Below are 20,793 nucleotides of genomic sequence, written 5' to 3' on the forward strand. Positions count from 1 at the left end.
CCTTCATGTCCGTCCCTTTTCTCCTAAGGGACATCCTGTAGCAATAGTGCCACGCCCGGGGCGCCCGCGGGGGGCTTTGTTTTCAGGAACCGGGGCTGAGTCCGAGCAGTTCTGCCAGGAACGTCCCGGCCTCCCGGTGCCGGGCAAACAGGCCGCCGGTGAGGGCTTCGGTCCCGCGCAGCGGCTCGCGGGTTGGGACCCGCTGGAGCCTGCCGCGGCCGGGGACATCGAAGATCACCGAGTCCCAGCTGGCCCCCGCGAGGTCTGCACCGAACCTGCTGACGCAGCGCCCGCGGAAGTACGCCCGCGTGTCCGACGGCGGTTCGGTCACCGCACGGGCGATCGCGGCGTCGTCGACGATCCGGCGCATCCGGTCGCGGGCCAGCAGCCGGTAGTAGAGCCCTTTTTCGGGGCGGATGTCGGCCCACTGCAGGTCCACGAGGCCCAGCCGTGCGTTGTCCCAGCCCAGGCCGTCACGCTGGCGGTAGCCCTCGAGTAGGGACAGTTTGGCGAGCCACTCGACTGAAGAAGCGGCCGCTGCCCGGTCACCGCCGAGTTCGCTCAGCGTGGCGGACCACCGCTCCAGGACCTCGTGGGTGTGGCCGTCACCGTCCACGGCGTCCGCGACGCCGGTGTCCTGCGCGTGCTTGGAGGCGGCCTCGAAATAGATCCACTGGAGGTCCAGGGCGCTGATCCGCCGGCCGTCGCCCAGGCGCAGCAGCCCGGTGAGCGAGGTGTCGTGGCTGACGGCCTGCAGCGCGGCGACGGGCTCATGGACTTCGATCCGCGGCGCCAGCCCGGCCTCGATCAGGCTCAGGACCATCGCGGTGGTGCCGAACTTGAGGAAGTTGGAGGCCTGGCTGAGGTTGGCGTCGCCGATGATGACGTGCAGCCTGCGGTATTTGTCCGCGGTGGCGTGGGGCTCGTCCCGGGTGTTGATGATGGGGCGGCGGATGGTGGTTTCCAGGCCCACTTCGGTTTCAAAGAAGTCAGCGCGCTGGCTGATCTGGTAGCCGGCCCGGGCGCTGTCCTGCCCGAGGCCCACCCGCCCGGCACCGCAAATGATCTGCCGGGTGACGAAAAACGGCGTGAGGCCGCGCACGATTTCGCCGAAGGGCACCGAGCGGGGCATCAGGTAGTTCTCGTGCGAGCCGTAGGAGACCGATTTGTTGTCCGTGTTGTTCTTGTACAGGTTGATCGGCGGCAGTTCGGTATCCGCGGCGAGGCGCCGGACCGCGGCCAGTGCCACGAGGTCGCCGGCGGCGTCCCACGTGACGGCGGCGCGGGGGTTGGTCACCTCGGGGCTGGAATACTCCGGATGGGCGTGGTCCACATACAACCGTGCGCCGTTGCCCAGCACCATGTTCATCAGCAGCGTGCCGGACTCGTCCTCGCCGTCGGCCTCGAGTTCCTGCCGCCCGTAGGCGAGGGCGATCGCCTCGGCGTCGAGAACGGGAGGCTGGTCGGTGAGTTGTTCCGGGTCCGCGCTGCTGCGCTCCAAGGTCCAGCCGCGGGCGTCGTGCAGCGGTTCCTCGTCCGTGTAGTCCCACCGGGTCTCGGCGCCGCCGGCGGCGCGCTGCCGGGTCACCTGGGCATACGCCTGAATGACCCGGGCTGACATCATCGTGGCGTTGGCTCCCGGGGCCGAGGGCGCGTGGATGCCGTATTCGGTCTCCGATCCCATGACCCGCATCGCCCCGCCGACCGGCAGCCCGCCCGCAGTGTCGGCGGGCTTGCCTGGGACAACAGCCGTCACAGGTACTGGCCTGTGCTGGGCATCGTCTCGATGGACTTCCCGGGCTCCTGGCCGGCCTTGCCCTGGACGATGGTGCGGATGTACGTGATGCGCTCGCCCTTCTTGCCGGAGATGCGTGCCCAATCGTCCGGGTTGGTGGTGTTGGGCATGTCCTCGTGTTCACGGAACTCGTCCACGACCGCCCGGAGCAGGTGGTCGATCCGCAGGCCCTTCTGGCCGATGGTCAACAGGTCCTTGATGGCGTACTTCTTGGCCCGGTCCACGACGTTCTGCACCACGGCGCCGGAGTTGAAGTCCTTGAAGTAGAGCATTTCGGTGTCGCCGTTGGCGTAGGTGACCTCGAGGTATTCGTTGGACTTCTCGGTGGAGTACATCGCCTCGACGGTGCGTTGGACCATGGCGTCCACGGTCGCCTGCACGTCGCCGTTGTGCTCGCCGAGGTCGGACTCGTGGAAGGGCAGGTCCGTGGTGATGTACTTGTTGAAGATGTCGGCCGCGGCCTCGGCGTCGGGGCGCTGGATCTTCACCTTCACGTCCAGGCGGCCCGGGCGCAGGATCGCCGGATCGATCATGTCTTCCCGGTTCGAGGCGCCGATCACGATCACGTTGTCCAGCCGTTCGACGCCGTCGATCTCGCTGAGCAGCTGCGGGACGATGGTGGTTTCGACGTCGGAGGAAATGCCGGTGCCACGGGTGCGGAACAGCGAGTCCATTTCGTCGAAGAACACCACCACCGGGCTGCCCTCGGACGCCTTTTCCCGGGCGCGCGCGAAGATCAGGCGGATGTGGCGTTCGGTCTCGCCGACGTACTTATCGAGCAGCTCGGGTCCCTTGATGTTCAGGAAGTAGCTCTTCATGTCCGTCTTGCCGGCGCGCTCGGCGGCCCGGGCGGCCAGCGAGTTGGCCACGGCCTTCGCGATCAGGGTCTTGCCGCAGCCGGGCGGGCCGTACAGCAGGATGCCCTTGGGCGCCTTGAGCCCGTGCTCCCGGTACAGGTCCGGGTGCAGGAAGGGCAGTTCGACGGCGTCGCGGATCTGTTCGATCTGCGGGCCCAGTCCGCCGATGTCCTGGTAGGTGATGTCCGGGACTTCCTCGAGCACGAGGTTCTCCACCTCGGAGCGCGGGATCTTTTCCAGCGCGTACCCGGTCCGGGAATCAATCGAGAGCGCGTCGCCGACCCGGAGCCGCTGGGCGAGCAGGGCGCCGGAGAGCCGGATGACCCGCTCCTCGTCGGCGCGGCCCACTACCAGGGCACGGTCGGGCCCCAGCATTTCCTTGAGCGTGACGAGGTCGCCGGCCCGCTCGTAGCCGAGTCCGGCGACCACCATCAGGGCCTCGTTGAGCAGGACTTCCTGCCCGACGGCGAGCTGGCTGATGTTGACCAGCGGGCTGATTCCCACGCGCATCTTGCGGCCGGCGTTGAAGATGTCCACGGATTCCTCCGTGGCCGCCTGGCCGCTGTTCCCGGCCGTCGGCTGCCGTTTCGGGTTGAGCTGGAGGATGGTGCCGAAGCTGTACGGCGGCTGTCCTTCCTGGTCGAGGGCGTTTTTCAGCCGCAGGATCTCGGCCTTGGCCGTTTCCAGCATGCTGACCAGTTTGGAGTTGTTCTGCGTCGCGGCGGCGAGCTGGCGGTCAATGTGGCGGAGCTTGTCCCGGAGGATGTTGACCTGCCGCTCGGCGACGGACAGTTCATTGGTGGCATACCGGTCACCCTCGCCGGCTGCGGCGCGGGCCGCATCCGTGCGGGCGGCAGCATCCGCTGCGTCCTCGGCCGGTGTGCGGCCCGGGTCAGTATTCGGAGTCTCCATCGTGCATCAGCCCCTTCCTGCTCTTCTGTTAAGACCATAGCCCTAAGAAGGCGGGTGCCGCTGGAGACATCCGAAATATGCTGCCTAGTTCGTTATCTCCGGGGCGTCGACGACGTTCGTTCCGGCGATTGCGTCGCGGGCGGCGCGGCGCAGCTTTTTGTCCGAGACCGCACGCTCGCCCACAGCGCCCGGGGTCCAGGCGTTGACGTCTTCTTCGTTAAAGTCGGTCTTGGAGGGGCGGCGCTTTACCGAAATTCCCGTGACGCCGTCGGCGAGGCGGCGGGTTACCAGCAGGAAGCCCGTGTGGGCGACCATGCGGTGGTCCGGGCGGACGGCCAGGCCTTCGAGATGCCAGCCGCGGACCATGGATTCCCACGCGTCGGGTTCGGTGAAGCGTCCGTCCGCGCGGATGGCTTCGGCTGTCCGCGAAAGCTGCGTCACAGTCGCGACATAATTGATCCACACGCCGCCGGGGGCCAGGACGGTGGCGACGGCGTCGAGGCACTCCCACGGCGCGAGCATGTCCAGGACCACGCGGTCCACGGAGCCTGGTTCCTCGGTGCGCACCACTTCCTCCTGGAAGTCGCCAAGGGAGATCTTCCAGGCCGGGTGCGGTCCGCCGAAGATGGTCTCGACGTTGCCGCGGGCGATGTCCGCGAACTCCTGGCGGCGTTCGAAGGAATGCAGGTAGCCGTTGTCCCCCACCGCGCGCAGCAGGGAGATGGACAGGGCGCCCGAGCCGACGCCGGCTTCGACGACGCGTGCGCCCGGGAAGATGTCCGCCATGGTCACGATCTGGCCGGCGTCCTTCGGGTAGACCACGGCCGCGCCGCGGGGCATCGAGAGCACGAAGTCCGAGAGCAGCGGACGCAGGGTCTGGTATTGCTGTCCGACGTTGTTGACCACGACTGAGCCGTCGGGCTTGCCGATGATCTCGTCATGGTTCAGGAAGCCCCGGTGGGTGTGGAAGGCCCCGCCGACTTCGAGGGTGATCGTGTTCATGCGGCCGCGCTCGTCCGTGAGCTGGACGCGTTCGCCTTCGCGGAAGGGTCCGCGGCGGCGCGCCGCGCCGGTGGCACCATTCGCGCCGGCGGCACTGCTGGCCCCGGCGGTGGGAGTGTCGGTGCCTGCGGCGGCGGTGGTGTTGGCAGTGTTAGTGCCTGCGGCGGTGTCGCTGCTCATGAAGATGTTCCTCGCTCCTGTAAAGCTGTGTGGCCGCGGACATGCCGGCGGGCACCGGTCCTTGCGCGTGGGGGCCGGAAATTCACGACCGCCCAGTAACTCTACCGGTTCTGCCCCTGGTTCTGGCGTTCGTTCCGGTACTTGCCCGTTATGGCCCGGACGACGGCGGACTGGCGCAGCAGCCCGGTGACGGCGCCCTCGCGGTTCACCACCGCGTACTCCTGGCCCTCAAGCTGGGCCAGGTACTGGACGAGCTCCTGGCCCTTGGACCATTCGGGGACATAGGCGCCCGCGCCAAGGGGGTAGGAGACCGCGGTAAGGGCGGTCGCTGCGGCCAGTCCGGCAGGCACGCTGGCGGCGGCGCCGGCGTCGACGATGGCCACCGGACGGCCGTCCCGGTCGCACAGCACCACGGCGGGCTTTCCGCCCGGCGCCCGGTCCAGGAGGTCCGCGACCGTCGCGGTTTCCGGAAGGCCGAGGGCGGGTTCGGCGAGGGCCGCGGCGTCGACGAGGTGCAGCCGGCCCCGCAGGCGGGCCTGCTGGATCGAGGCAGACGCCCCCATCCACAGGAAGCTGCCCACGAGGGCGGTGATGAGGGTGAAGGAAATATCCGGCCGCGCGCCGCTGACCAGCGGCAGGACAATGAACCACAGGGCGAGGGCGATCACGATGATGCGGCCCGCCCAGCCTGCCGCAATTGTGCCCTTCTCCTGGCTGCCGGTGGCTTTCCACACGGCGGATTCGACCAGCCGGCCGCCGTCCAGCGGCAGGCCGGGAAGGACGTTGAAGATGCCGATCAGCAGGTTGGCCCAGACGAAGATGTTGGCCAGGATGTCGGCCACGCCGTTCAGGTCGCCGTAGGCAAGCGGGAGCCAGCCTGCGCCGGCAAGGACGAAGTTCGCGGCCGGGCCGGCCATCGCCACCAGGACGGAGCGGCCGGGTGAGGCCGTGAAGCTCTGGAACTGGGTGTGGCCGCCCCAGAGGTTGAGGACAATTTTCTCCGTGGGCCAGTGGAACAGCTTCGCGGTCAGCGCGTGAGCGAGTTCATGGGCCAGCACGGAAATCAGGAGCAGCAGCGCGTAGGCGAAGGCGACGAAGAAGGCGGTGACGCCGAGGCGCGGATTGTTGCTCTGCAGGACCGGCCCGTAGGCGATCACAGTGAAGGCCGCGATGATGAACCAGGAATACGCCAGAAATACCGGAATGCCGGCGATCCGGCCCAGCGGGATCCCTTCCCGGCGGTTAGCCGGAGTCTTTCCGCGTTGCCCCTGGCTGCCGGTGTCAGCCACGGGAGTGGCCCGCGGTCGAGAGCGTGGTCGAGAGCGTACTTAAGCGGCCGGTTGGGTCCGCGGCGGCGCCGAAGGTGGCGTCGGGGAAGTCGTGCCGCAGGGCCACGAGCTCCTCCAGGTCAGCGACTGTCCGGCCTTCCAGGGTGTTCCAGGTGGCGCGGCGGGGATCGTGCGGGAGGGGCAGGATGTGCGGGATGGCGACCGTGACGACGCCGGAGGCCACGGCGGCGGCGACGCCCGGCACAGAATCTTCCAGGGCCACGCAGTGATGCAGGCCCAGCTCGGGATCCTGCTGCTGCAGGAGCTCGACGGCCGTGAGGTAAGCCTCCGGGTGGGGCTTGCCCTGGGTCACAGTGTCTCCCGTGACGAGGAACTCGAAGTAGGGCTCGGGCAGGCTCGCAACGATCTCCCGGGCCAGCGGGGCCTCGGACATGGTGACGAGGGCGCAACGGACGCCGGCGTTGTAGAGTTCGTCGAGCAGTTCGCGGGCCCCGGGGCGCCAGGGAATGGAACTCCGGACCTGGCTGATCACGTGGCCCGTGAGGGTGTCAATGATCTCGCGCCGTTCCAGGGCCACGCCGGCTTCCTGCAGGATTCCCGCGGAAAACATCAGGGACTGTCCCACGAGCTGCATGGCCTGTTCGTGGGACCATTGTCCGCCGTGGGCTTCGACGAGTGCGTGTTCGGCTGCGATCCAGTAGGGCTCGGTGTCGACAATGGTGCCATCCATGTCCCAGAGCGCTGCTTTAAGGAGGGGCCGGGAAGCTGAGGATCGCATGCCTTCCAGTCTACGGGGAAGCCCGCGGCCGGGCGCCCGCGCTACGCCTACGGCGAATTCCACGCGCCCGACCGTGGGATTCCGGGCGGAAATTGCGGTTCCTTGGCGCGCGATTGCCTGCGCTCGGCGGGTTCTTGGACGTAGGGTGATGGCATGAACAGCTTCGAGGCAGACCCCACCGAACCAGGCGCCGTCTCCGAGCCGGAGCGGCTGCTGCAGCCAGTCCCCGAGGGCCGGCGCATCACCGTCATGCTCGCGGCCTTCGAAGGCTGGAACGACGCCGGAGAGGCCGCCAGCGATGCCCTGCGCTACCTGAACAAGCTCTGGGGCGGCAAGAAGGTCGGGGCGATCGACGCCGACGAGTACTACGACTTCCAGTTCACCCGGCCCACGATCCGGCGGACAGCGGCCGGTGAGCGGAAGATCAAGTGGCCGTCCACGCGGATCTTCAAGGCCAGCGTCCCCGACTCGAACGTGGACGTCATCTTCGTCCAGGGCACCGAGCCGTCCTACAAGTGGCGTGCCTACACCGCGGAACTGCTGGTGCACGCCGAGGCCCTGCATGTCGACTACGTCATCCTGGTCGGTGCGCTGCTGGCTGACGTGCCGCACAGCCGGCCCATTCCGGTCAGCACCTCCACGGACGACGCCGCACTGCGTGAGCGGATGGACCTGGAGGCCTCGCAGTACGAGGGCCCGGTAGGGATTGTGGGCGTGCTCGGCGAGGTGGCCCTGCTGGCCGGGCTCCCGACCGTGTCGCTCTGGGCGGCCGTGCCGCACTATGTAGCCCAGGCCCCGTCGCCGAAGGCTCAGCTGGCCCTGCTGCACCGGGTCGAGGAGCTGCTCCAGGTCCCGCTGGACACCACGGAACTCGTGGAGGAGGCCGACGCGTGGGAACGCGGCGTGGACGAGCTCGCTACAGAGGATCCGGAAATTGCGGCGTATGTGCGCCAGCTCGAGGAGGCCAAGGACACCGCCGACCTCCCGGAGGCCAGCGGCGAATCGATAGCCCGAGAATTTGAGCGCTACCTCAAGCGCCGGGGCAAGGACAAGCCCTAGCCCGCGTCCCGCTTTCCCCGGACCAGAGTCTTATGACCCTGACGGCGGGCGCCTGTCGCGGCGAGAGTTGGACCTGGCCGCGACGCCGGCCAACACCGAGTGGAGGGCACACCATGACAGATCACAACTACATCTTGTTCGTGTCGTCGTACGCCGACGAGGGCTCGGCGGCAGAGGATTTCCAGGCGATCAAGGGCATGGACGACGCGGCCGTCGCGGCTGCCGTCGTCCTGTCGCGAGACTCCTCGGGCAAGACCGAGGTCAAGGAGCACGGCGGCGGACTGGTCGCCGGCGGCACGAAGGCCGGCGCAGTCGGCGGCCTGGTGGTCGGACTGTTCGCTCCGCCACTGCTGCTGTCCGGCGTGATCGGTGCCGGGATCGGCGCTGGTGTGGGTGCCATCAGGAAGCGGCATGAGGAAAAGTCCATCGGCGTCAACGCGGAGGAGTTTCTGCCGCCGGGCTCCTCGGCGATCGTTGCCATCGTCGATGACCTCTACCTCGACCGCGTCGACAAGGCGATCAGCAAGGCCACCAAAAAGGTCAGCAAGGCTGTCGAAAGTGGTGACTACGACGCCGTCGTCAAAGCCGTGAACGAGGGCGACGAGAAAATCATCGAGGCCGCTTCGTCCTGACCGGCCGACGCTCCCACCGTGGAGACGGCAGCTGGGTTTTGGGATCTTCTCCGGCCGGGGCCGATCGAAATCCGGTTAGAGTTCGACGCCGAGCAGGGCGTCGACCGCGTCGCTGACCAGCGCGGCGTCCGCGGCCGAGGCCTCCCCCGGGGCGGCCAGGGCGGCCTTGGCCCAGGCATCGACAGCGGCGAGTGCGCCGGGCGCGTTCAGGTCGTTGGCGAGTTCGGTCCGCAGCCCGCCAAGCAGGGCCGCGGCGGAGCCTTCCGGCGCCACGGCGAGGGCCTCGCGCCACGTGCGGAGCCGGTCTTTGGCCTCGGCGAATCCGGCGGCGGTCCAGGACCAGTCCGTGCGGTAGTGGTGGGCCAGGATCGCGAGGCGGATCGCGGCAGGTTCTTCCCCGTCAGCCCGGAGCCTGGAAACCAGGACAAGGTTGCCCTTGGACTTGCTCATCTTTTCCCCGTCGAGGCCCACCATGCCCGCGTGCGCGAAGTGGCGGGCCAGCGGCACGCCCGCCAGCGAGTACGCGTGGCCGGCGCCCATTTCGTGGTGCGGGAAAATAAGGTCCGAGCCGCCGCCCTGAACGGTAAACGGCCTGGGCAGGTACTCCTGGGCGATCACGGTGCATTCGACGTGCCAGCCGGGCCGGCCCTCCCCCAGCTCGCCACCGGGCCAGCTGGGCTCGCCTTCGCGGGCAACCCGCCAGAGCAGCGGATCCAGCGCCTGGCGCTTCCCGGCCCGGCCAGGGTCGCCGCCGCGTTCGGCGAAGAGTTCCAGCATTTCGGCGTCGGAGAGTCCGGAAATGGATCCCAGGGTCCAGGCGTCGACGTCGTCCGTCGAGTGCTTCCCGGCGGCTTCGACGTCGTAGTAGACGTCGCCGTCGGGCTCGCCGCCGGTGCCGGGGACGCGGTACGCGAGTCCGTTGCGCAGCAGGCGTTCGATGGCGGGAACGATCAGGGCAACGGCCTCGACGGCACCGATGTAGTGGTCCGGGGCGAGGACGTTCAGGGCCTCCATGTCGGTCTGGAACAGCTCGATTTGGCTCGCGGCGAGGTCGCGCCAGTCGACGCCGGTGGCCGTGGCGCGCTCCAGGAGGGGATCGTCGACGTCGGTCACGTTCTGGACGTAGGCGACGTGCTGCCCGCCGTCCCGCCACGCGCGGTTGAGGAGGTCGAAGGCGATATAGCTGGCCGCGTGGCCCATGTGCGTGGCGTCATAAGGGGTGATGCCGCAGACATACATGGACTGCTCACCCGTGGCCTCCAGGGTGACAATTCCGCCCTTGGCGGTATCGAAGAGGCTCAGGGCGGGCATGCTGCCGGGGAGCTGGGCAACAGGGCGGGAGGTCCAGGATTTCACAGACCAAGCCTAGTGCTAGGCGCTGATGACATTGAAACCGAGCAGCAGGAACAGCGACATTCCCAGGATGATCCGGTACCAGACGAAGAGCCGGTAGCCGCGGGTGGAGACGTATTTCAGGAACCAGCCGATGATGACGTAACCCACAATGAAGGCGATCACGGTGGCCAGGGCAGTTTCCGGGAGCCCGTACGGGCCGGTGATGCCGTCCTTGGAGACCACTTTGTACAACTGGTAAAGGCCGCTGCCGAACACGGCGGGGATGGCCAGCAGGAAGGAGTAGCGGGCCGCCGCCTCACGGGTGTAGCCCATCAGGAGCCCGGCGCTGATCGTGCCGCCGGAGCGGGACACACCGGGGAACAGCGCCAGGGCCTGCGCCAGTCCGTAAAAGAGGCCATGTTTGTAGGTCAGCTGCGTCAGTTCACGGTCCTGCCGGCCGATGGTGTCGGCAACCGCGAGGACCATGCCGAAGATAATCAGCATGGTCGCGACGCCCCACAGGCTGCGGAGTACCGATTCGATCTGGTCCTGGAACAGCAGGCCCAGGACGATGATCGGGATGCTGCCCAGGATCACCAGCCAGCCCATGCGCGCATCCGGGTCCTGCCGGGAGACTTTGCCGGTCAGCGAACCGGACCAGGCACGGATGATCCGCAGGATGTCGCGCCAGAAATAGACGATCACCGCCGTCTCGGTGCCCAGCTGCGTGATGGCCGTGAAGGCGGCGCCGGGATCGGACGCTTCCGGGAGGAAGGCGCCGACAATCCGCAGATGGGCGCTCGAGGAAATCGGGAGGAACTCGGTCAGCCCCTGTACCAGGCCCAACAGAGCCGCTTGTATCCAGTTCACGTTTATAGACCCTACGTTACGAAGCAGCCCGACCCCGTAAGCTAGCTGACATGCAGCAGCGTTATGTCGGCAACAGTGGGTTGCGCGTGTCCGCCCTATCCCTCGGCACCATGTCCTGGGCCAGGGAAACTGAGGAACAGGATGCCGCCGCCCTGGTGCGCACCTTCGTCGATGCCGGCGGAACCCTGATCGATACGGCGGCGTCCTACGCCGACGGGCAGGCCGAGGCGATGCTCGGCGGAATACTGGGCGACGTTGTGGCGCGCTCCGAAGTGGTGATCTCCACGAAGGCCGGACTGACGACGGCGGACGGTCGCCGCAGCGTCGACACATCCCGCAACGGCATGCTCTCCGGGCTGGACGCGAGCCTGGCCCGGATGGGAACCGATTACGTGGATCTCTGGTTCGCGCACGCCTGGGATCCGAATGTTCCGCTGGAGGAAACCCTGTCAGCGCTGGACCACGCGGTGCGGTCCGGCCGGGCGCGTTACGCCGGCGTCTCCAATTTCAACGGCTGGCAGACTGCAAAGGCCGCCGCAATCGCGGGCTTCCCCCTCGTGGCCAACCAGTCCGAATACTCGCTCCTGCAGCGCAACGCGGAGATTGAGCTCATTCCGGCCATCGAGGACGCGGGGCTGGGCCTGATGGCGTGGGCTCCGATGGGACGCGGCGTCCTGAGCGGCAAATACCGCGGCCACATCCCGGCTGATTCCCGGGCCGCCAACCAGCGGTTGGCGACGTACGTGGAACCCTATCTCGAGGGACCGGCGTCCAGCGTGGTGGAAGCCGTCGCCATGGCGGCGAAGGGGCTCGGCCGGACTGCCCTGGATGTGTCGCTGAGCTGGCTGTTGTCCCAACAGGGGGTGGCAACCGCCGTCGTCGGCCCCCGGACACCGGTTCAGCTCAAGGAGATCCTGGATTCGGCGCTCGCGCCGCTGCCGCCGGAGATCGCGCAGGCGCTCGAAGACGTGTCCGACCCCGGCTGAGGCCGCGGAGATCCGCAGGTCCCCCTAGTTCTCGGAATTCTCGAGGATCTCGAGGTCCTCTTCGTCGTCGACATCGTCTTCGTCGCCGTCTTCGTCGCCGTCGATCACTTCGAGCGGCGTCACTTCCCCGTACGCCTCATACAGGGCATCGTCGTAGACTTCAAAGGCATCGGCAACGGCGAAGAACGCCGCCTCGACCGCGGGATCCCCGTCACTTCTGCGGGCGGAGGCCGCCGCCAGGTGTTCTTCCAGTGCAGAGGTCAGGGACTGAAGCGCGACACGCGGATCGATGCTCATGACTTCACGTTAGTCGGAAAAAGACGAAAATGGAGAGCAATGAAAGAACATTTTCTGAGCAGCTCGGTCCGGCGGGAACGGGACTATGTCAAGCAGTACGAGTACCTCGTTCTGACGGTCGGTCCTGAGGATTCGCTCCCCGAGGCCCGCCGCCGGCTCGTGGAGCATTCCGAGTACGGCAAATGGGAACTGGAACGCAGCCGCCTCTACGTGGGCGGTGGGCGGCGTTTCTGGCTGCGCCGGAAAGTCATCCAGGTCCAGCGCACCGTCTAGGCCGCACACGGATCCCGGCCGCGCATCGGCCGGGATCGGCAGCCGCGAACGCCGCGGGGAGTCCTGGGCCCCTAGGCTGTCTCCAGCGGGCCCAGCCAGGCGTTCGCCACGGTATTGTGCGCCGATTCGTCATCTGATGGGTGGAACATGCCGGCGAGCACGTCCCGGTACAGCCGCTCGAGCTCGGAGCCGCGGAAGTAGCTGGAGCCGCCGGATACCCGGATGGCGAGGTCCACCACGATGCGGGCCGTCTCCGTGGCCCGGACTTTGAGCCCCACGAGCCGGGGGAACCATTGGCTGCCGTGGTCCGCGAGGCCGTCGACGTCGGCCGCTACGGAGGACAGCTGCGGGTAGAGCGCATCCATGGCCATCGCCGCTTCCGCCACCTTCCAGCGGATGTCCGGGTCCTGGGCGTAGCTGCGGCCGCCGTTCTTGAACGATGTCCGGCGCTGCACGGCTTCCACCCCGAGCGTGAGGGCCCGTTCGCCGATTCCGGTGTACACCGCGGCGAGGAGGGTCTCGAAGCAGGCGAAGATCGCGAAGATCAGGGGGTCGGCGTTCGGGCCCACCGGCAGTTTCCGGAAAATCCGTTCGGCCGGGACGACGGCGCCCTCCAGGAGGGTCGTGTTGGACTGGCTGGCCCGCATGCCGAGAGTGTCCCAGTCGGGCAAAATCTCGTAGCCGGGGGTATCCCGGGTGATGAACCCGTGGACCAGTTCCCCGGCGCCGTCCGCGGCGTTGGCGTCCTTCCCGAAGATGCCCAGCCGTGTCCACGCCGGTGACAGGCTGGTGAAGATCTTGCGGCCCGTGAAGCTGTAGCCGCCGCCGGGCAGCGGGACGGCCTCCGTGCGGGAATCGAACAGCACGGAGTCGTTGCCTGCCTCCGAATTGCCGAAGGCGAAGACCTCACCCTGGGCCGCTTCCTGAAGGATGAAATCCAGCGAGGAGTCACCGCGGGCGGCAAGGACGTGGGCGACGCCGGTCCACACCAGGTGCATGTTGACGGCCAGGGCCGTGGCCGGCGCCGCGGTCGCCAGCCTGCGTTGCAGCTGTGCCGCTTCCGCCAGCCCGAGTCCGAGCCCGCCGTCGATCACCGGGACGAAAATTTTCAGGTAGCCGGCCGCCGTGAGATCCGCGAGGTCCTCGTGGAAGAAGGCGTTGTCGCGGTCGTAGCCGGCGGCACGGCCGCGGATCCGTTCCAGCAGCGGCCCGCTCAGGATGTCCTCGGGCGTCATGGCAGGCGGTGTCCGCTCAGTAGTTGGTGAGCAGGGTGTCCAGCACCCGTGCGCCGAATTTCAGGGAATCCGCCGGGACCCGTTCGTCGACGCCGTGGAACATGCCGGTGAAGTCGAGCTCGTCCGGCAGCATCAACGGGGCGAAGCCGTAGCCGGTGATGCCGAGCCGGCTCAGGGACTTGTTGTCGGTCCCGCCGGAGAGCGTGTACGGCAGCACCTTGGCGCCCGGATCCTCGGAATGCAGGGCATCGATCATCGAATCGACGAGGTTGCCGGCGAACGGCACCTCCAGCGAGACGTCGTTGTGCACGTAGCTGATGTCCACTCCGGTGCCGGCGAGTTCGCGCACGATTTCCAGCACCTGCTGTTCCTGCCCGGGCAGGGTCCGGCAGTCGATGAGGGCCTCGGCCGATTCCGGAATGACGTTGTGCTTGTAGCCGCCTTTGAGCAGGGTGGGGTTGGTGGTGTTCTGCAGTGTGGCGCCAACAAAGCGGGCTACGGTGCCGAGTTCCTTCAGGATCTTCTCCGGGTCATCGGGGTCGAATTCGACCCCGGTGAGTTCGGTGACGCCGTCGAGGAACTGCCGGGTGGTCGGCGTGAGCTCGATCGGCCAGTTGTAGGCACCAATCCGGGAGACCGCGCCGGCAAGCCTGGTCACGGCGTTGTCGGTGTTGATCTGGGAGCCGTGGCCCGCGCGGCCGTGGGCCACCAGGCGGAGCCAGGAGAGGCCCTTTTCCGCCGTCTGGAGCAGATAGGTGCGCTGGCCGCCGATGGTGGCGGAGAAGCCGCCGACTTCGGAGATCGCCTCCGTGGCGCCCTCAAAGAGTTCGGGCCGCTTCTCGACGGCGTAGCGGGCGCCGTAGGTGCCGCCGGCTTCCTCATCGGCGAAGAACGCGAAGATGAGGTCGCGCTTGGGTTTGCGTCCCGTGCGGGCGAAATTGCGCAGCACGGACAGGATCATGGCGTCCATGTCTTTCATGTCCACGGCGCCGCGTCCCCAGATCAGGCCGTCCTTTAGTTCGGCGCCGAAGGGGTCAACCGACCACTGTTCGCGCAGGGCCGGGACGACGTCCAGGTGGCCGTGGACCACCAGGGCGCTGGCGGAGGGGTCCTCCCCCGCCAGCCGGGTGACTACGCTGGCTCGGCCGGGTGCTGCTTCGAAAATTTCGGCGTCCAGCCCGACTTCGGCCATGAGCCCGGCGGTGTATTCGGCGGCCGCGCGTTCACCGGGGCCGGAGCCGTCGCCGTAGTTGGACGTGTCGATCCGGATCAGCTCCTGGCAGATCCTGACGACCTCATCCTCTGGCCTGGTTTCGGTCCGGTTGTCAGTCATAGCGGCTCCTCGTGGCGGGTGGCTCAATTGCTTGCTTCAGCCTACCCACACCACCCCCGCGGACCCCGATTATTTGTTTCCGGAAAAGTCGTGCTAGAGTCTTTCTCGCTGCTTCCGAGAAAAGCAAAACGCTGAAAGGCGAAACGAACTCGGAATTATCACCTGCGCGGGTGGCGGAATGGCAGACGCGCTAGCTTGAGGTGCTAGTCCTCGAAAGGGGGTGGGGGTTCAAGTCCCCCTCCGCGCACAAGGGAAAACCCCTGGAATCCACGGATTCCAGGGGTTTTTTTCTGCTTCCCCRCAGACGGGCTACGGCGTCGCCCCCGCTGCCGCTGAGTAGCAATACCCGCTGCCCCGGCCAGGAGCCCACCGGACGTTCCCGCCAAAGGATGGCCGCACAGCGTTCTCGCCTCGTGGTCGCCGGCGTAGAGTCTGCGCAAAAGACTTGCAAGCGGATCGAGGGATGACAAATGACAGTTAAAGGCTGGAACCCGCTGGTGCTTTTGCCCGTCGCGTTCATCGTCGTCTTCGTGGTTTGGGCAGCTCGACGGGCCCGAGGCCGGACGCCCAAGGACTAACCACCCGCAGACCGGGGAGCGCATCGTCTCCCGTGGCGGCCGCCGTCGACAGTAACACTGGGACCTCACCCCGCGGCCGGGCCACCAAAAGACCGCATCCCTGCCGGCCCCCCAAAAGCTCCTGCAGGAATGCGGCCGTCGTGGCGTCAGCCGGAGCGCGGCTCCCCTGACGGGCAACCCTTAGGCTGCGTGCCTCCACTATGGAGGCGGTACCGGAGGCGTGGCCCGGTACCCCTCCGGTGCAGAAATAGACATGTCCAATTCTGTTTTCAGAGGGTAATGCAAAATTATTGGACATGTCCAATCGGATGATATCGTCTTCTGGATCCACCCTTCGACCGCAGAAAAGGAGCCGCGCGATGAACGACGCGTCAGTCGATTCCGGGCCGGGCGCTGCACTCGCAAGGAAGCTGAACCTTCTCCTTGATTCCTCGGAAGCCGCCGGGAAGAAGATCACCTTCAACGACGTCAGCGCCGCCATGAAGACGGCCGGCACCCCGATCTCCCGCGCCCGCTGGCACGACATGCGCACCGGGTCCGGGCCCGAGGTGAAGAAGACCGAGCTCCTGCAGAACCTCGCAACGTTTTTCGGCGTGAACCGCGACTACCTGCTGCACGACCAGGACGAGCTGCCCCAGAAAGTCGAAGCCCAGCTCGACCTCCTGGCCAGCATGCGGGCCAACAAGGTCCGCAATTTCGCTGCCCGGCAGCTCGGCGGCCTGTCACCCGAGACGCTCCTTCAGATCCGGGACCTCATCGACGAGCAGCTGGCGGAGACGAACGTCACTTCTTCCGACACGCCGGGCGCCGGAAAGGCCCCTGAACAGGGCTGATACGCTCCTCCTTGGAGTCGGAGGGACTCCGGCCCCTTATCGGACCATCCCAAGGACCAGCTCCATGGATTACAGCGACGCCCGAGCGCGGGCCCGGACCGCGGAAGAAGGCCTGCGGGTGCAGGAACCGGTCTCCATGAGTTCCATCCAGACCCACCTTGAGACCGCGAGCGGGCGTCCGATTGTCATCAAGCCGATCGACAACACCCCCACCGACAAGGTCTGTGGCCTGTGGTTCGGCCTGGACGGCCTGGACCTCATCCTCCACGCCAAGGCGGCGTCAGAGGTGCACCGCCAGCAGATCGTCCTGCACGAGTTCGCCCACATGATCCTCCGGCACGAGCAGGAAGTCCTCTCGCACGACTACGCCCAGGTCTTCTTCCCGGACCTCGACCCGGAGCGCGTCGTCTCGGCCCTGAAACGCACCGATTTCGCCGACGAGCTCGAGGTAACGGCCGAACTCCTTGCCGACCGGCTTGCCTCCCGCATCCGCCGCTCCTACCGGCAGCCGGACGCGGAGCCGGGCAACTTCGGGGCGGTCTTCGGATGATGCAGTTCCTGATGGCCGCGGCGCTGTTCCTGTTGGCCGGTGCCCGCATTCCCGCCCTGCTTCGCAGCCGGAGCGACCTGGTGTTCACCTGTGCCGTGTACGGAGGCGTGGGCTCTTTGCTCATGTCCCCGGTTGTCTACGTCCCCGTCGATACGGCCCTGGGCGGCATGAACCTGGTCAAACTGGTCCTGAACTCCCTGATGATTGTCTCTCTCTGGTATCTGCGCCTCGCCGCATACGCCGCCATCGCCCCGGAAGCCGGCGGCCGCCGGTCCTGGTGGACACGCACACTTCCGTTGACGCTCACGCTGAGCCTGCAGACCGCGTTCTTCCTCCTCACAGGACCCACCGTCACGACCCCCGCCTGGGGCATCTACGAGGACCGTTTCCCGGCTCTCCTGTTCTCACTGATGCTCACCCTCTTCATCTGTTCGATGAGCGCGGAAATTGCCGTGATCTGCTTCCGCTACGTCCCGCGGATGAGCCGCCCGTTCCGCGTCGGTTTCTCCATGCTGGGCGCCGGCTGCATCATGGGCTTCCTGGTGATGGCCGAGATGTGTCTGTCCCTCTTGGCCCGGCACCTGACATTCCTGGCCGTACTGGTCAGACCTGACTTCCCGTACCATCAGCTGGAACTGGTCGCGACCGTCCTGGCCGGCGCCGGACTCACGATCCCGGCGGTTGCCGGCAGGGCTGCCCGCAAAAACCTGCACCGCCTGAACACCGAAACCCTCGCACGCGTCGAGGCCATCTGGTCCAAGGCGCTGCAGAGCACGTCGCTTGACCGGACCCTTGAGGCCGACCCCCAGGCGCCGGTACAGGACAGGCTGCACCGGATGGTTGTCGAAATCCGGGACGCTGAACTCGCTGCGGGCACTTCGGCGGCCTTCCTGACCGCGGAGGAGCGCAGCTACCTGCTCTGCGTTGAAGCAAAGCTCCATAACTCCCCTGCCCCGGCATAGCCTGCGACAGCTACGGAAAGCCCCCATGCAACTCCTCACGCACCCGACCCGCCGAACACGCCCGAGCGGTACGGACATGTACGGGATCTACCGGAACATGGTCCTCTTCGATTTCAAGTCTGAAATCCATTCGGGCTTCTTCGTCGCCTACTACCGCAACTTCGCCATCCCCTCCACAGCAAGGACCCTGGCGGCGACCGGGGAGATGAAATCCCGGCCGATGAAGCGCTCCTACGACACCGGCATCGTCCTCCACGAGATCATCGCCAACGGGTTCGAGCACGAACGCAGCCAGGCCATGATCAACCTGCTCCGCCGGGTCCACAAGGGGGTGCCCGGTACCCCGGACGACTTCGTCTACGTCCTCATGACCTTGCTTGTGCTGCCGCTGCGCTGGACCGAACGTCACGGCTGGCGCCGGCTGACGGAGCTGGAGAAGCGGGCCGCCACGGACTTCTACGCCGAACTGGGCCGGCAGATGGGGCTCGAGGGCATCCCGGCCACCTTCGCGGAGGCGGAGCGGTTCCTGGACGAATACGAGGACCGGAACATGGGCCCGAGCCCCGAGGGTTCGATGCTGTTCAATGCGACCGTCGCGGCCTTCGCCAGCCGTATCCCCGCCCTGCTTCGCCGGTTCACCCCGACCATCCTGGCGCTGATGATGGACAAAACCCAGGTCGCTGTGGCCCTGGGCCTGAAACCTGCCCCGGCAGTGCTGCGCGTGCCGTTCAATGCGGTGCTGCGGTTCCGCTCCCTCAAGGCCAGGCTGCGTCCGTTGCCGACGGAGCCCATATTTGTGCCGGGAAAGATGAACGTCGTGGCATACCCGGACGGATACACCCTGGACCAGATCGGCCCGTGGGGGAAATCAGCCAACGTCTGAGGCCCGGGTACCGGGTGTGAGAGCAGATACGGGTCGCAGGACACGGAGAGCCCCGCCGGAATCTGAACTGCTCAAATCCCGGCGGGGCTGATTGTTGTGGTGAGAGTTCGCCTTGCCTAGCCCACGTGGATGGCGGGCCGGAGTGCCTGGTCGGGCTCTGTCTCGCGGAGGATTTCGCGCACCAGCGGCGCGGTGTCGCCCTCACCCAGGAACAGGTACCGCATGAGGTGGCCGACGGGGTTGCCCTCGGACCACTCGAAGTAGCACTGGGGCTTCGTGCCGGTCGAGTCGCGCATGGCCAGCAGGACCGCCGCGATCGCGTTCGGCACGGCCGGGGACTTCACCCGCAGGACCCGGTAGCCCTCCACTTCGATGCCTTCGACCCGGAGCGTGTGGCTGAACGCCGAAGGATCGGAGATTTCCACTTCCAGGAAGATGACATCCGCCGGGCCCGGAACGGGATTCAGCCCGCGCTGTTCGTACTCTTTGTCCGCGTACTCAGCCTTGTCACCGGCCTGGCGTTTGTTGGCGATGACGTTCAGTTGCCCGTCGAAGGCAATCGAATCGGTGATGAACTTCCGGGCCGCCTCGTCGAACTCGATGGTTTCCAGCCGCAGTTCGGTGGTGCGCTGGACCMGGGAGATGAGCGAGACGACGATGATGCCGGCGATGAAGAAAGCCGAGATCGCAATGCCGTCGGGCTTTTCGATGACATTGGCGGCCAGYGCGTACAGCAGGACCAGGGTCAGCGCACCGAAGCCGATGGTGCCGGCGCGGCTGTGCCGGCGGATCGCGGAGACTGTCACGGCGACGGCTCCGGAAACCATCATGGCCAGGATGCCGGTGGCGTAGGCACCTGCCTGGGCGTTGACGTCGGCGTTGAAGGCGATGGTGATGCCGACGCTCAGCACGGTGTAGACGATCACGACCGGGCGGACGGCCCGGCCCCATTCCGGCGCCATGCCGTAGGCCGGCAGGTACCGGGGCACGATGTTGATGAGCCCGGCCATGGCGGAGGCTCCGGCGAACCAGAGGATCAGGGCGCTGGAAATGTCGTATACGGTGCCGAACCCGGCGCCGAACAGGTCGTGGGCGAGGAACGCCAGGGCGCGGCCGTTGGCCTGTCCGCCCTCCTCGAACTCCTTGGCCGGGATCATGACCGTGGTGAGGAAGCTGGTGGACATCAGGTAGACGCTCATGATGGCCGCCGCCGTGGTGAGCAGCTTGCGGGTGTTCCTGACCCGGGACGCCATGACCTGCTCGGGGCTGTCGCCGGTGGCCTTGATCAGCGGCATCATCGAGACGCCGGTCTCGAACCCGGACAGGCCCAGGACCAGCAAGGGGAAGGCGATGACGGCCGGGCCGATCAGGTCCATGGGGCCGCCGCCGGCGCTGGCGAGCAGCCGGTCGGTCCAGCCGGCGATCAGGGACGGATCGGAGAAGACGTGCATGAACCCGGCGGCGACGACGACGGCGTTCAGGAGCAGGTAGACGGCCACAAGCGGAATGGCGACGCCCACGGCCTCATTGAAGCCGAGCAGGAACACCCCGCCCAGGATCAGCAGCAGGATCACCGTGATGATCACGGCACTGCCTTTCAATCCCGCCGGGACGATCGGGTTCTCGAGCAGGTGCACCGTCGCGTCGGCTCCGGAGAGGGTGATGGTGATGATCCACGAGGTCGCCACGAACCCGAGCAGCAGCAGCACGAAGAACTTGCCGCGCCAGAACGGAAGCAGCTTCTCCAGCATGGCAACCGAGCCCTGCCCGTGCGGGCTCTCCTGCGCGACCCGGCGGTACATGGGCAGCATGCCCAGCAGGGTCAGGGCCACAATGAGCAGGGTGGCCAGCGGCGACAGGGCACCGGCGGCCAGGGCGGCGATACCGGGAAGGTAGGACAGGGTTGAGAAATAGTCGACGCCGGTCAGGCACATGACTTTCCACCAGGCGTTGGGCTTGTGATCTTCCTCGGCTTCGGGGCCGGCGGGTGCGACCTGGTTGGCCAGTAGCCAGCGGACCAGGGGCTTGCGGTCCGGGCGGTCGGCCTGCTTCAGGTCAACTTGCGCCGGGACGGCGTGGTCAGAAGTGGTCTGCATCGGATCTTTCTGTTGGTGGCCGGGCGTGTGCCGGGCAGGAGCAAGTCCTGGGAACCGG

General features: G+C 67.0%; 19 protein-coding genes and 1 tRNA gene. 9 read left to right on the forward strand and 11 right to left on the reverse strand.

Features of this window, described 5'->3' with window-relative positions:
* Window positions 1-82: 82 nt before the first annotated feature.
* The 5 genes from dop to AC1D1W_RS10825 form a co-directional block, all read right to left on the reverse strand.
* Window positions 83-1,756: a depupylase/deamidase Dop gene (gene dop / locus AC1D1W_RS10805; protein WP_476943663.1), complete on the reverse strand. Its 1,674-nt coding sequence runs from the start codon at window positions 1,754-1,756 to the stop codon at window positions 83-85.
* Window positions 1,753-3,564, reverse strand: a complete 1,812-nt coding sequence (gene arc, locus AC1D1W_RS10810; RefSeq protein WP_476943664.1) for a proteasome ATPase — start codon at window positions 3,562-3,564, stop codon at window positions 1,753-1,755. Before arc ends, dop begins: the two co-directional genes overlap by 4 nt.
* An 84-nt stretch (window positions 3,565-3,648) precedes the next feature.
* Window positions 3,649-4,746 (reverse strand): tRNA (adenine-N1)-methyltransferase, encoded by a 1,098-nt coding sequence (locus AC1D1W_RS10815; RefSeq protein ID WP_028275577.1) that lies wholly within the window; start codon window positions 4,744-4,746, stop codon window positions 3,649-3,651.
* Window positions 4,747-4,847: 101 nt separating this feature from the next.
* Window positions 4,848-6,035: a site-2 protease family protein gene (locus tag AC1D1W_RS10820; RefSeq protein ID WP_028275576.1), complete on the reverse strand. Its 1,188-nt coding sequence runs from the start codon at window positions 6,033-6,035 to the stop codon at window positions 4,848-4,850.
* Window positions 6,028-6,813: an HAD family hydrolase gene (locus tag AC1D1W_RS10825; protein ID WP_476943665.1), complete on the reverse strand. Its 786-nt coding sequence runs from the start codon at window positions 6,811-6,813 to the stop codon at window positions 6,028-6,030. Before AC1D1W_RS10825 ends, AC1D1W_RS10820 begins: the two co-directional genes overlap by 8 nt.
* 153 nt (window positions 6,814-6,966) lie before the next feature.
* Between AC1D1W_RS10825 and AC1D1W_RS10830 the strand changes: the two genes are divergently transcribed.
* Window positions 6,967-7,872 carry a PAC2 family protein gene (locus AC1D1W_RS10830; RefSeq protein WP_018772914.1) on the forward strand — a complete coding sequence of 302 codons (906 nt, stop codon included), beginning with the start codon at window positions 6,967-6,969 and terminating at the stop codon, window positions 7,870-7,872.
* A gap of 113 nt (window positions 7,873-7,985) precedes the next feature.
* Window positions 7,986-8,504 carry a DUF1269 domain-containing protein gene (locus AC1D1W_RS10835; protein WP_476943666.1) on the forward strand — a complete coding sequence of 173 codons (519 nt, stop codon included), beginning with the start codon at window positions 7,986-7,988 and terminating at the stop codon, window positions 8,502-8,504.
* A gap of 75 nt (window positions 8,505-8,579) precedes the next feature.
* Here AC1D1W_RS10835 and mshC read toward each other — a convergent pair whose 3' ends face one another.
* Both mshC and AC1D1W_RS10845 read right to left on the reverse strand, forming a co-directional pair.
* A complete protein-coding gene (mshC, locus tag AC1D1W_RS10840) occupies window positions 8,580-9,860 on the reverse strand; it encodes a cysteine--1-D-myo-inosityl 2-amino-2-deoxy-alpha-D-glucopyranoside ligase (protein WP_476943667.1) in 1,281 nt (426 codons plus the stop codon).
* Window positions 9,861-9,875: 15 nt separating this feature from the next.
* Window positions 9,876-10,709, reverse strand: a complete 834-nt coding sequence (locus AC1D1W_RS10845; RefSeq protein WP_476943668.1) for an undecaprenyl-diphosphate phosphatase — start codon at window positions 10,707-10,709, stop codon at window positions 9,876-9,878.
* Window positions 10,710-10,759: 50 nt separating this feature from the next.
* Here AC1D1W_RS10845 and AC1D1W_RS10850 point away from each other — a divergent pair, with 50 nt between their 5' ends.
* Window positions 10,760-11,695 carry an aldo/keto reductase gene (locus tag AC1D1W_RS10850; protein ID WP_243177614.1) on the forward strand — a complete coding sequence of 312 codons (936 nt, stop codon included), beginning with the start codon at window positions 10,760-10,762 and terminating at the stop codon, window positions 11,693-11,695.
* A 24-nt stretch (window positions 11,696-11,719) separates the two neighbouring features.
* Here AC1D1W_RS10850 and AC1D1W_RS10855 read toward each other — a convergent pair whose 3' ends face one another.
* On the reverse strand, window positions 11,720-11,992 hold the full coding sequence (locus tag AC1D1W_RS10855) for a hypothetical protein (protein ID WP_223916379.1): 273 nt from the start codon (window positions 11,990-11,992) through the stop codon (window positions 11,720-11,722).
* 39 nt (window positions 11,993-12,031) lie between these two features.
* Here AC1D1W_RS10855 and AC1D1W_RS10860 point away from each other — a divergent pair, with 39 nt between their 5' ends.
* Window positions 12,032-12,265, forward strand: coding sequence for a DUF5703 family protein (locus AC1D1W_RS10860; protein ID WP_018772920.1), 234 nt, complete (start codon window positions 12,032-12,034; stop codon window positions 12,263-12,265).
* 71 nt (window positions 12,266-12,336) lie between these two features.
* Here AC1D1W_RS10860 and AC1D1W_RS10865 read toward each other — a convergent pair whose 3' ends face one another.
* Both AC1D1W_RS10865 and AC1D1W_RS10870 read right to left on the reverse strand, forming a co-directional pair.
* Window positions 12,337-13,500 carry an acyl-CoA dehydrogenase family protein gene (locus AC1D1W_RS10865; RefSeq protein WP_476943669.1) on the reverse strand — a complete coding sequence of 388 codons (1,164 nt, stop codon included), beginning with the start codon at window positions 13,498-13,500 and terminating at the stop codon, window positions 12,337-12,339.
* Between the two features lie 16 nt (window positions 13,501-13,516).
* A complete protein-coding gene (locus tag AC1D1W_RS10870) occupies window positions 13,517-14,833 on the reverse strand; it encodes a M20/M25/M40 family metallo-hydrolase (RefSeq protein WP_028275570.1) in 1,317 nt (438 codons plus the stop codon).
* Between the two features lie 164 nt (window positions 14,834-14,997).
* Here AC1D1W_RS10870 and AC1D1W_RS10875 point away from each other — a divergent pair.
* The 5 genes from AC1D1W_RS10875 to AC1D1W_RS10895 all read left to right on the forward strand — a co-directional run bounded on the left by AC1D1W_RS10875 (window position 14,998) and on the right by AC1D1W_RS10895 (window position 18,639).
* Window positions 14,998-15,080: transfer RNA gene (locus tag AC1D1W_RS10875), tRNA-Leu, on the forward strand.
* A 690-nt stretch (window positions 15,081-15,770) separates the two neighbouring features.
* The gene (locus AC1D1W_RS10880; RefSeq protein WP_476943670.1) at window positions 15,771-16,244 is read left to right on the forward strand and encodes a hypothetical protein; all 474 of its coding nucleotides are present in this window, start codon (window positions 15,771-15,773) and stop codon (window positions 16,242-16,244) included.
* Window positions 16,245-16,308: 64 nt separating this feature from the next.
* On the forward strand, window positions 16,309-16,794 hold the full coding sequence (locus AC1D1W_RS10885; protein ID WP_476943671.1) for a hypothetical protein: 486 nt from the start codon (window positions 16,309-16,311) through the stop codon (window positions 16,792-16,794).
* Window positions 16,791-17,756: a hypothetical protein gene (locus AC1D1W_RS10890; protein WP_476943672.1), complete on the forward strand. Its 966-nt coding sequence runs from the start codon at window positions 16,791-16,793 to the stop codon at window positions 17,754-17,756. The genes AC1D1W_RS10885 and AC1D1W_RS10890 overlap by 4 nt, the downstream gene beginning before the upstream one ends.
* 25 nt (window positions 17,757-17,781) lie before the next feature.
* Complete coding sequence (locus AC1D1W_RS10895) at window positions 17,782-18,639, forward strand: oxygenase MpaB family protein (protein ID WP_243177624.1); 858 nt, start codon at window positions 17,782-17,784, stop codon at window positions 18,637-18,639.
* Window positions 18,640-18,755: 116 nt separating this feature from the next.
* On the opposite strand, the gene AC1D1W_RS10900 is transcribed toward AC1D1W_RS10895, so the two are convergent.
* Window positions 18,756-20,735, reverse strand: coding sequence for an APC family permease (locus tag AC1D1W_RS10900; RefSeq protein WP_476943673.1), 1,980 nt, complete (start codon window positions 20,733-20,735; stop codon window positions 18,756-18,758).
* Between the last annotated feature and the right edge of the window lie 58 nt (window positions 20,736-20,793).

The sequence above is a fragment of the Arthrobacter sp. P1_B4 genome (assembly GCF_056406555.1).

Bases quoted from the DNA above. Each gene is read 5' to 3' on its own strand.
- AC1D1W_RS10830 (WP_018772914.1), top strand. From the start codon at position 6,967: ATGAACAGCTTCGAGGCAGACCCCACCGAACCAGGCGCCGTCTCCGAG.
- AC1D1W_RS10855 (WP_223916379.1), bottom strand. From the start codon at position 11,992: ATGAGCATCGATCCGCGTGTCGCGCTTCAGTCCCTGACCTCTGCACTG.
- AC1D1W_RS10865 (WP_476943669.1), bottom strand. From the start codon at position 13,500: ATGACGCCCGAGGACATCCTGAGCGGGCCGCTGCTGGAACGGATCCGC.
- AC1D1W_RS10860 (WP_018772920.1), top strand. From the start codon at position 12,032: ATGAAAGAACATTTTCTGAGCAGCTCGGTCCGGCGGGAACGGGACTAT.
- AC1D1W_RS10885 (WP_476943671.1), top strand. From the start codon at position 16,309: ATGGATTACAGCGACGCCCGAGCGCGGGCCCGGACCGCGGAAGAAGGC.
- AC1D1W_RS10870 (WP_028275570.1), bottom strand. From the start codon at position 14,833: ATGACTGACAACCGGACCGAAACCAGGCCAGAGGATGAGGTCGTCAGG.
- AC1D1W_RS10815 (WP_028275577.1), bottom strand. From the start codon at position 4,746: ATGAGCAGCGACACCGCCGCAGGCACTAACACTGCCAACACCACCGCC.
- AC1D1W_RS10835 (WP_476943666.1), top strand. From the start codon at position 7,986: ATGACAGATCACAACTACATCTTGTTCGTGTCGTCGTACGCCGACGAG.
- AC1D1W_RS10850 (WP_243177614.1), top strand. From the start codon at position 10,760: ATGCAGCAGCGTTATGTCGGCAACAGTGGGTTGCGCGTGTCCGCCCTA.
- arc (WP_476943664.1), bottom strand. From the start codon at position 3,564: ATGGAGACTCCGAATACTGACCCGGGCCGCACACCGGCCGAGGACGCA.
- AC1D1W_RS10895 (WP_243177624.1), top strand. From the start codon at position 17,782: ATGCAACTCCTCACGCACCCGACCCGCCGAACACGCCCGAGCGGTACG.
- AC1D1W_RS10890 (WP_476943672.1), top strand. From the start codon at position 16,791: ATGATGCAGTTCCTGATGGCCGCGGCGCTGTTCCTGTTGGCCGGTGCC.
- AC1D1W_RS10880 (WP_476943670.1), top strand. From the start codon at position 15,771: ATGAACGACGCGTCAGTCGATTCCGGGCCGGGCGCTGCACTCGCAAGG.
- AC1D1W_RS10825 (WP_476943665.1), bottom strand. From the start codon at position 6,813: ATGCGATCCTCAGCTTCCCGGCCCCTCCTTAAAGCAGCGCTCTGGGAC.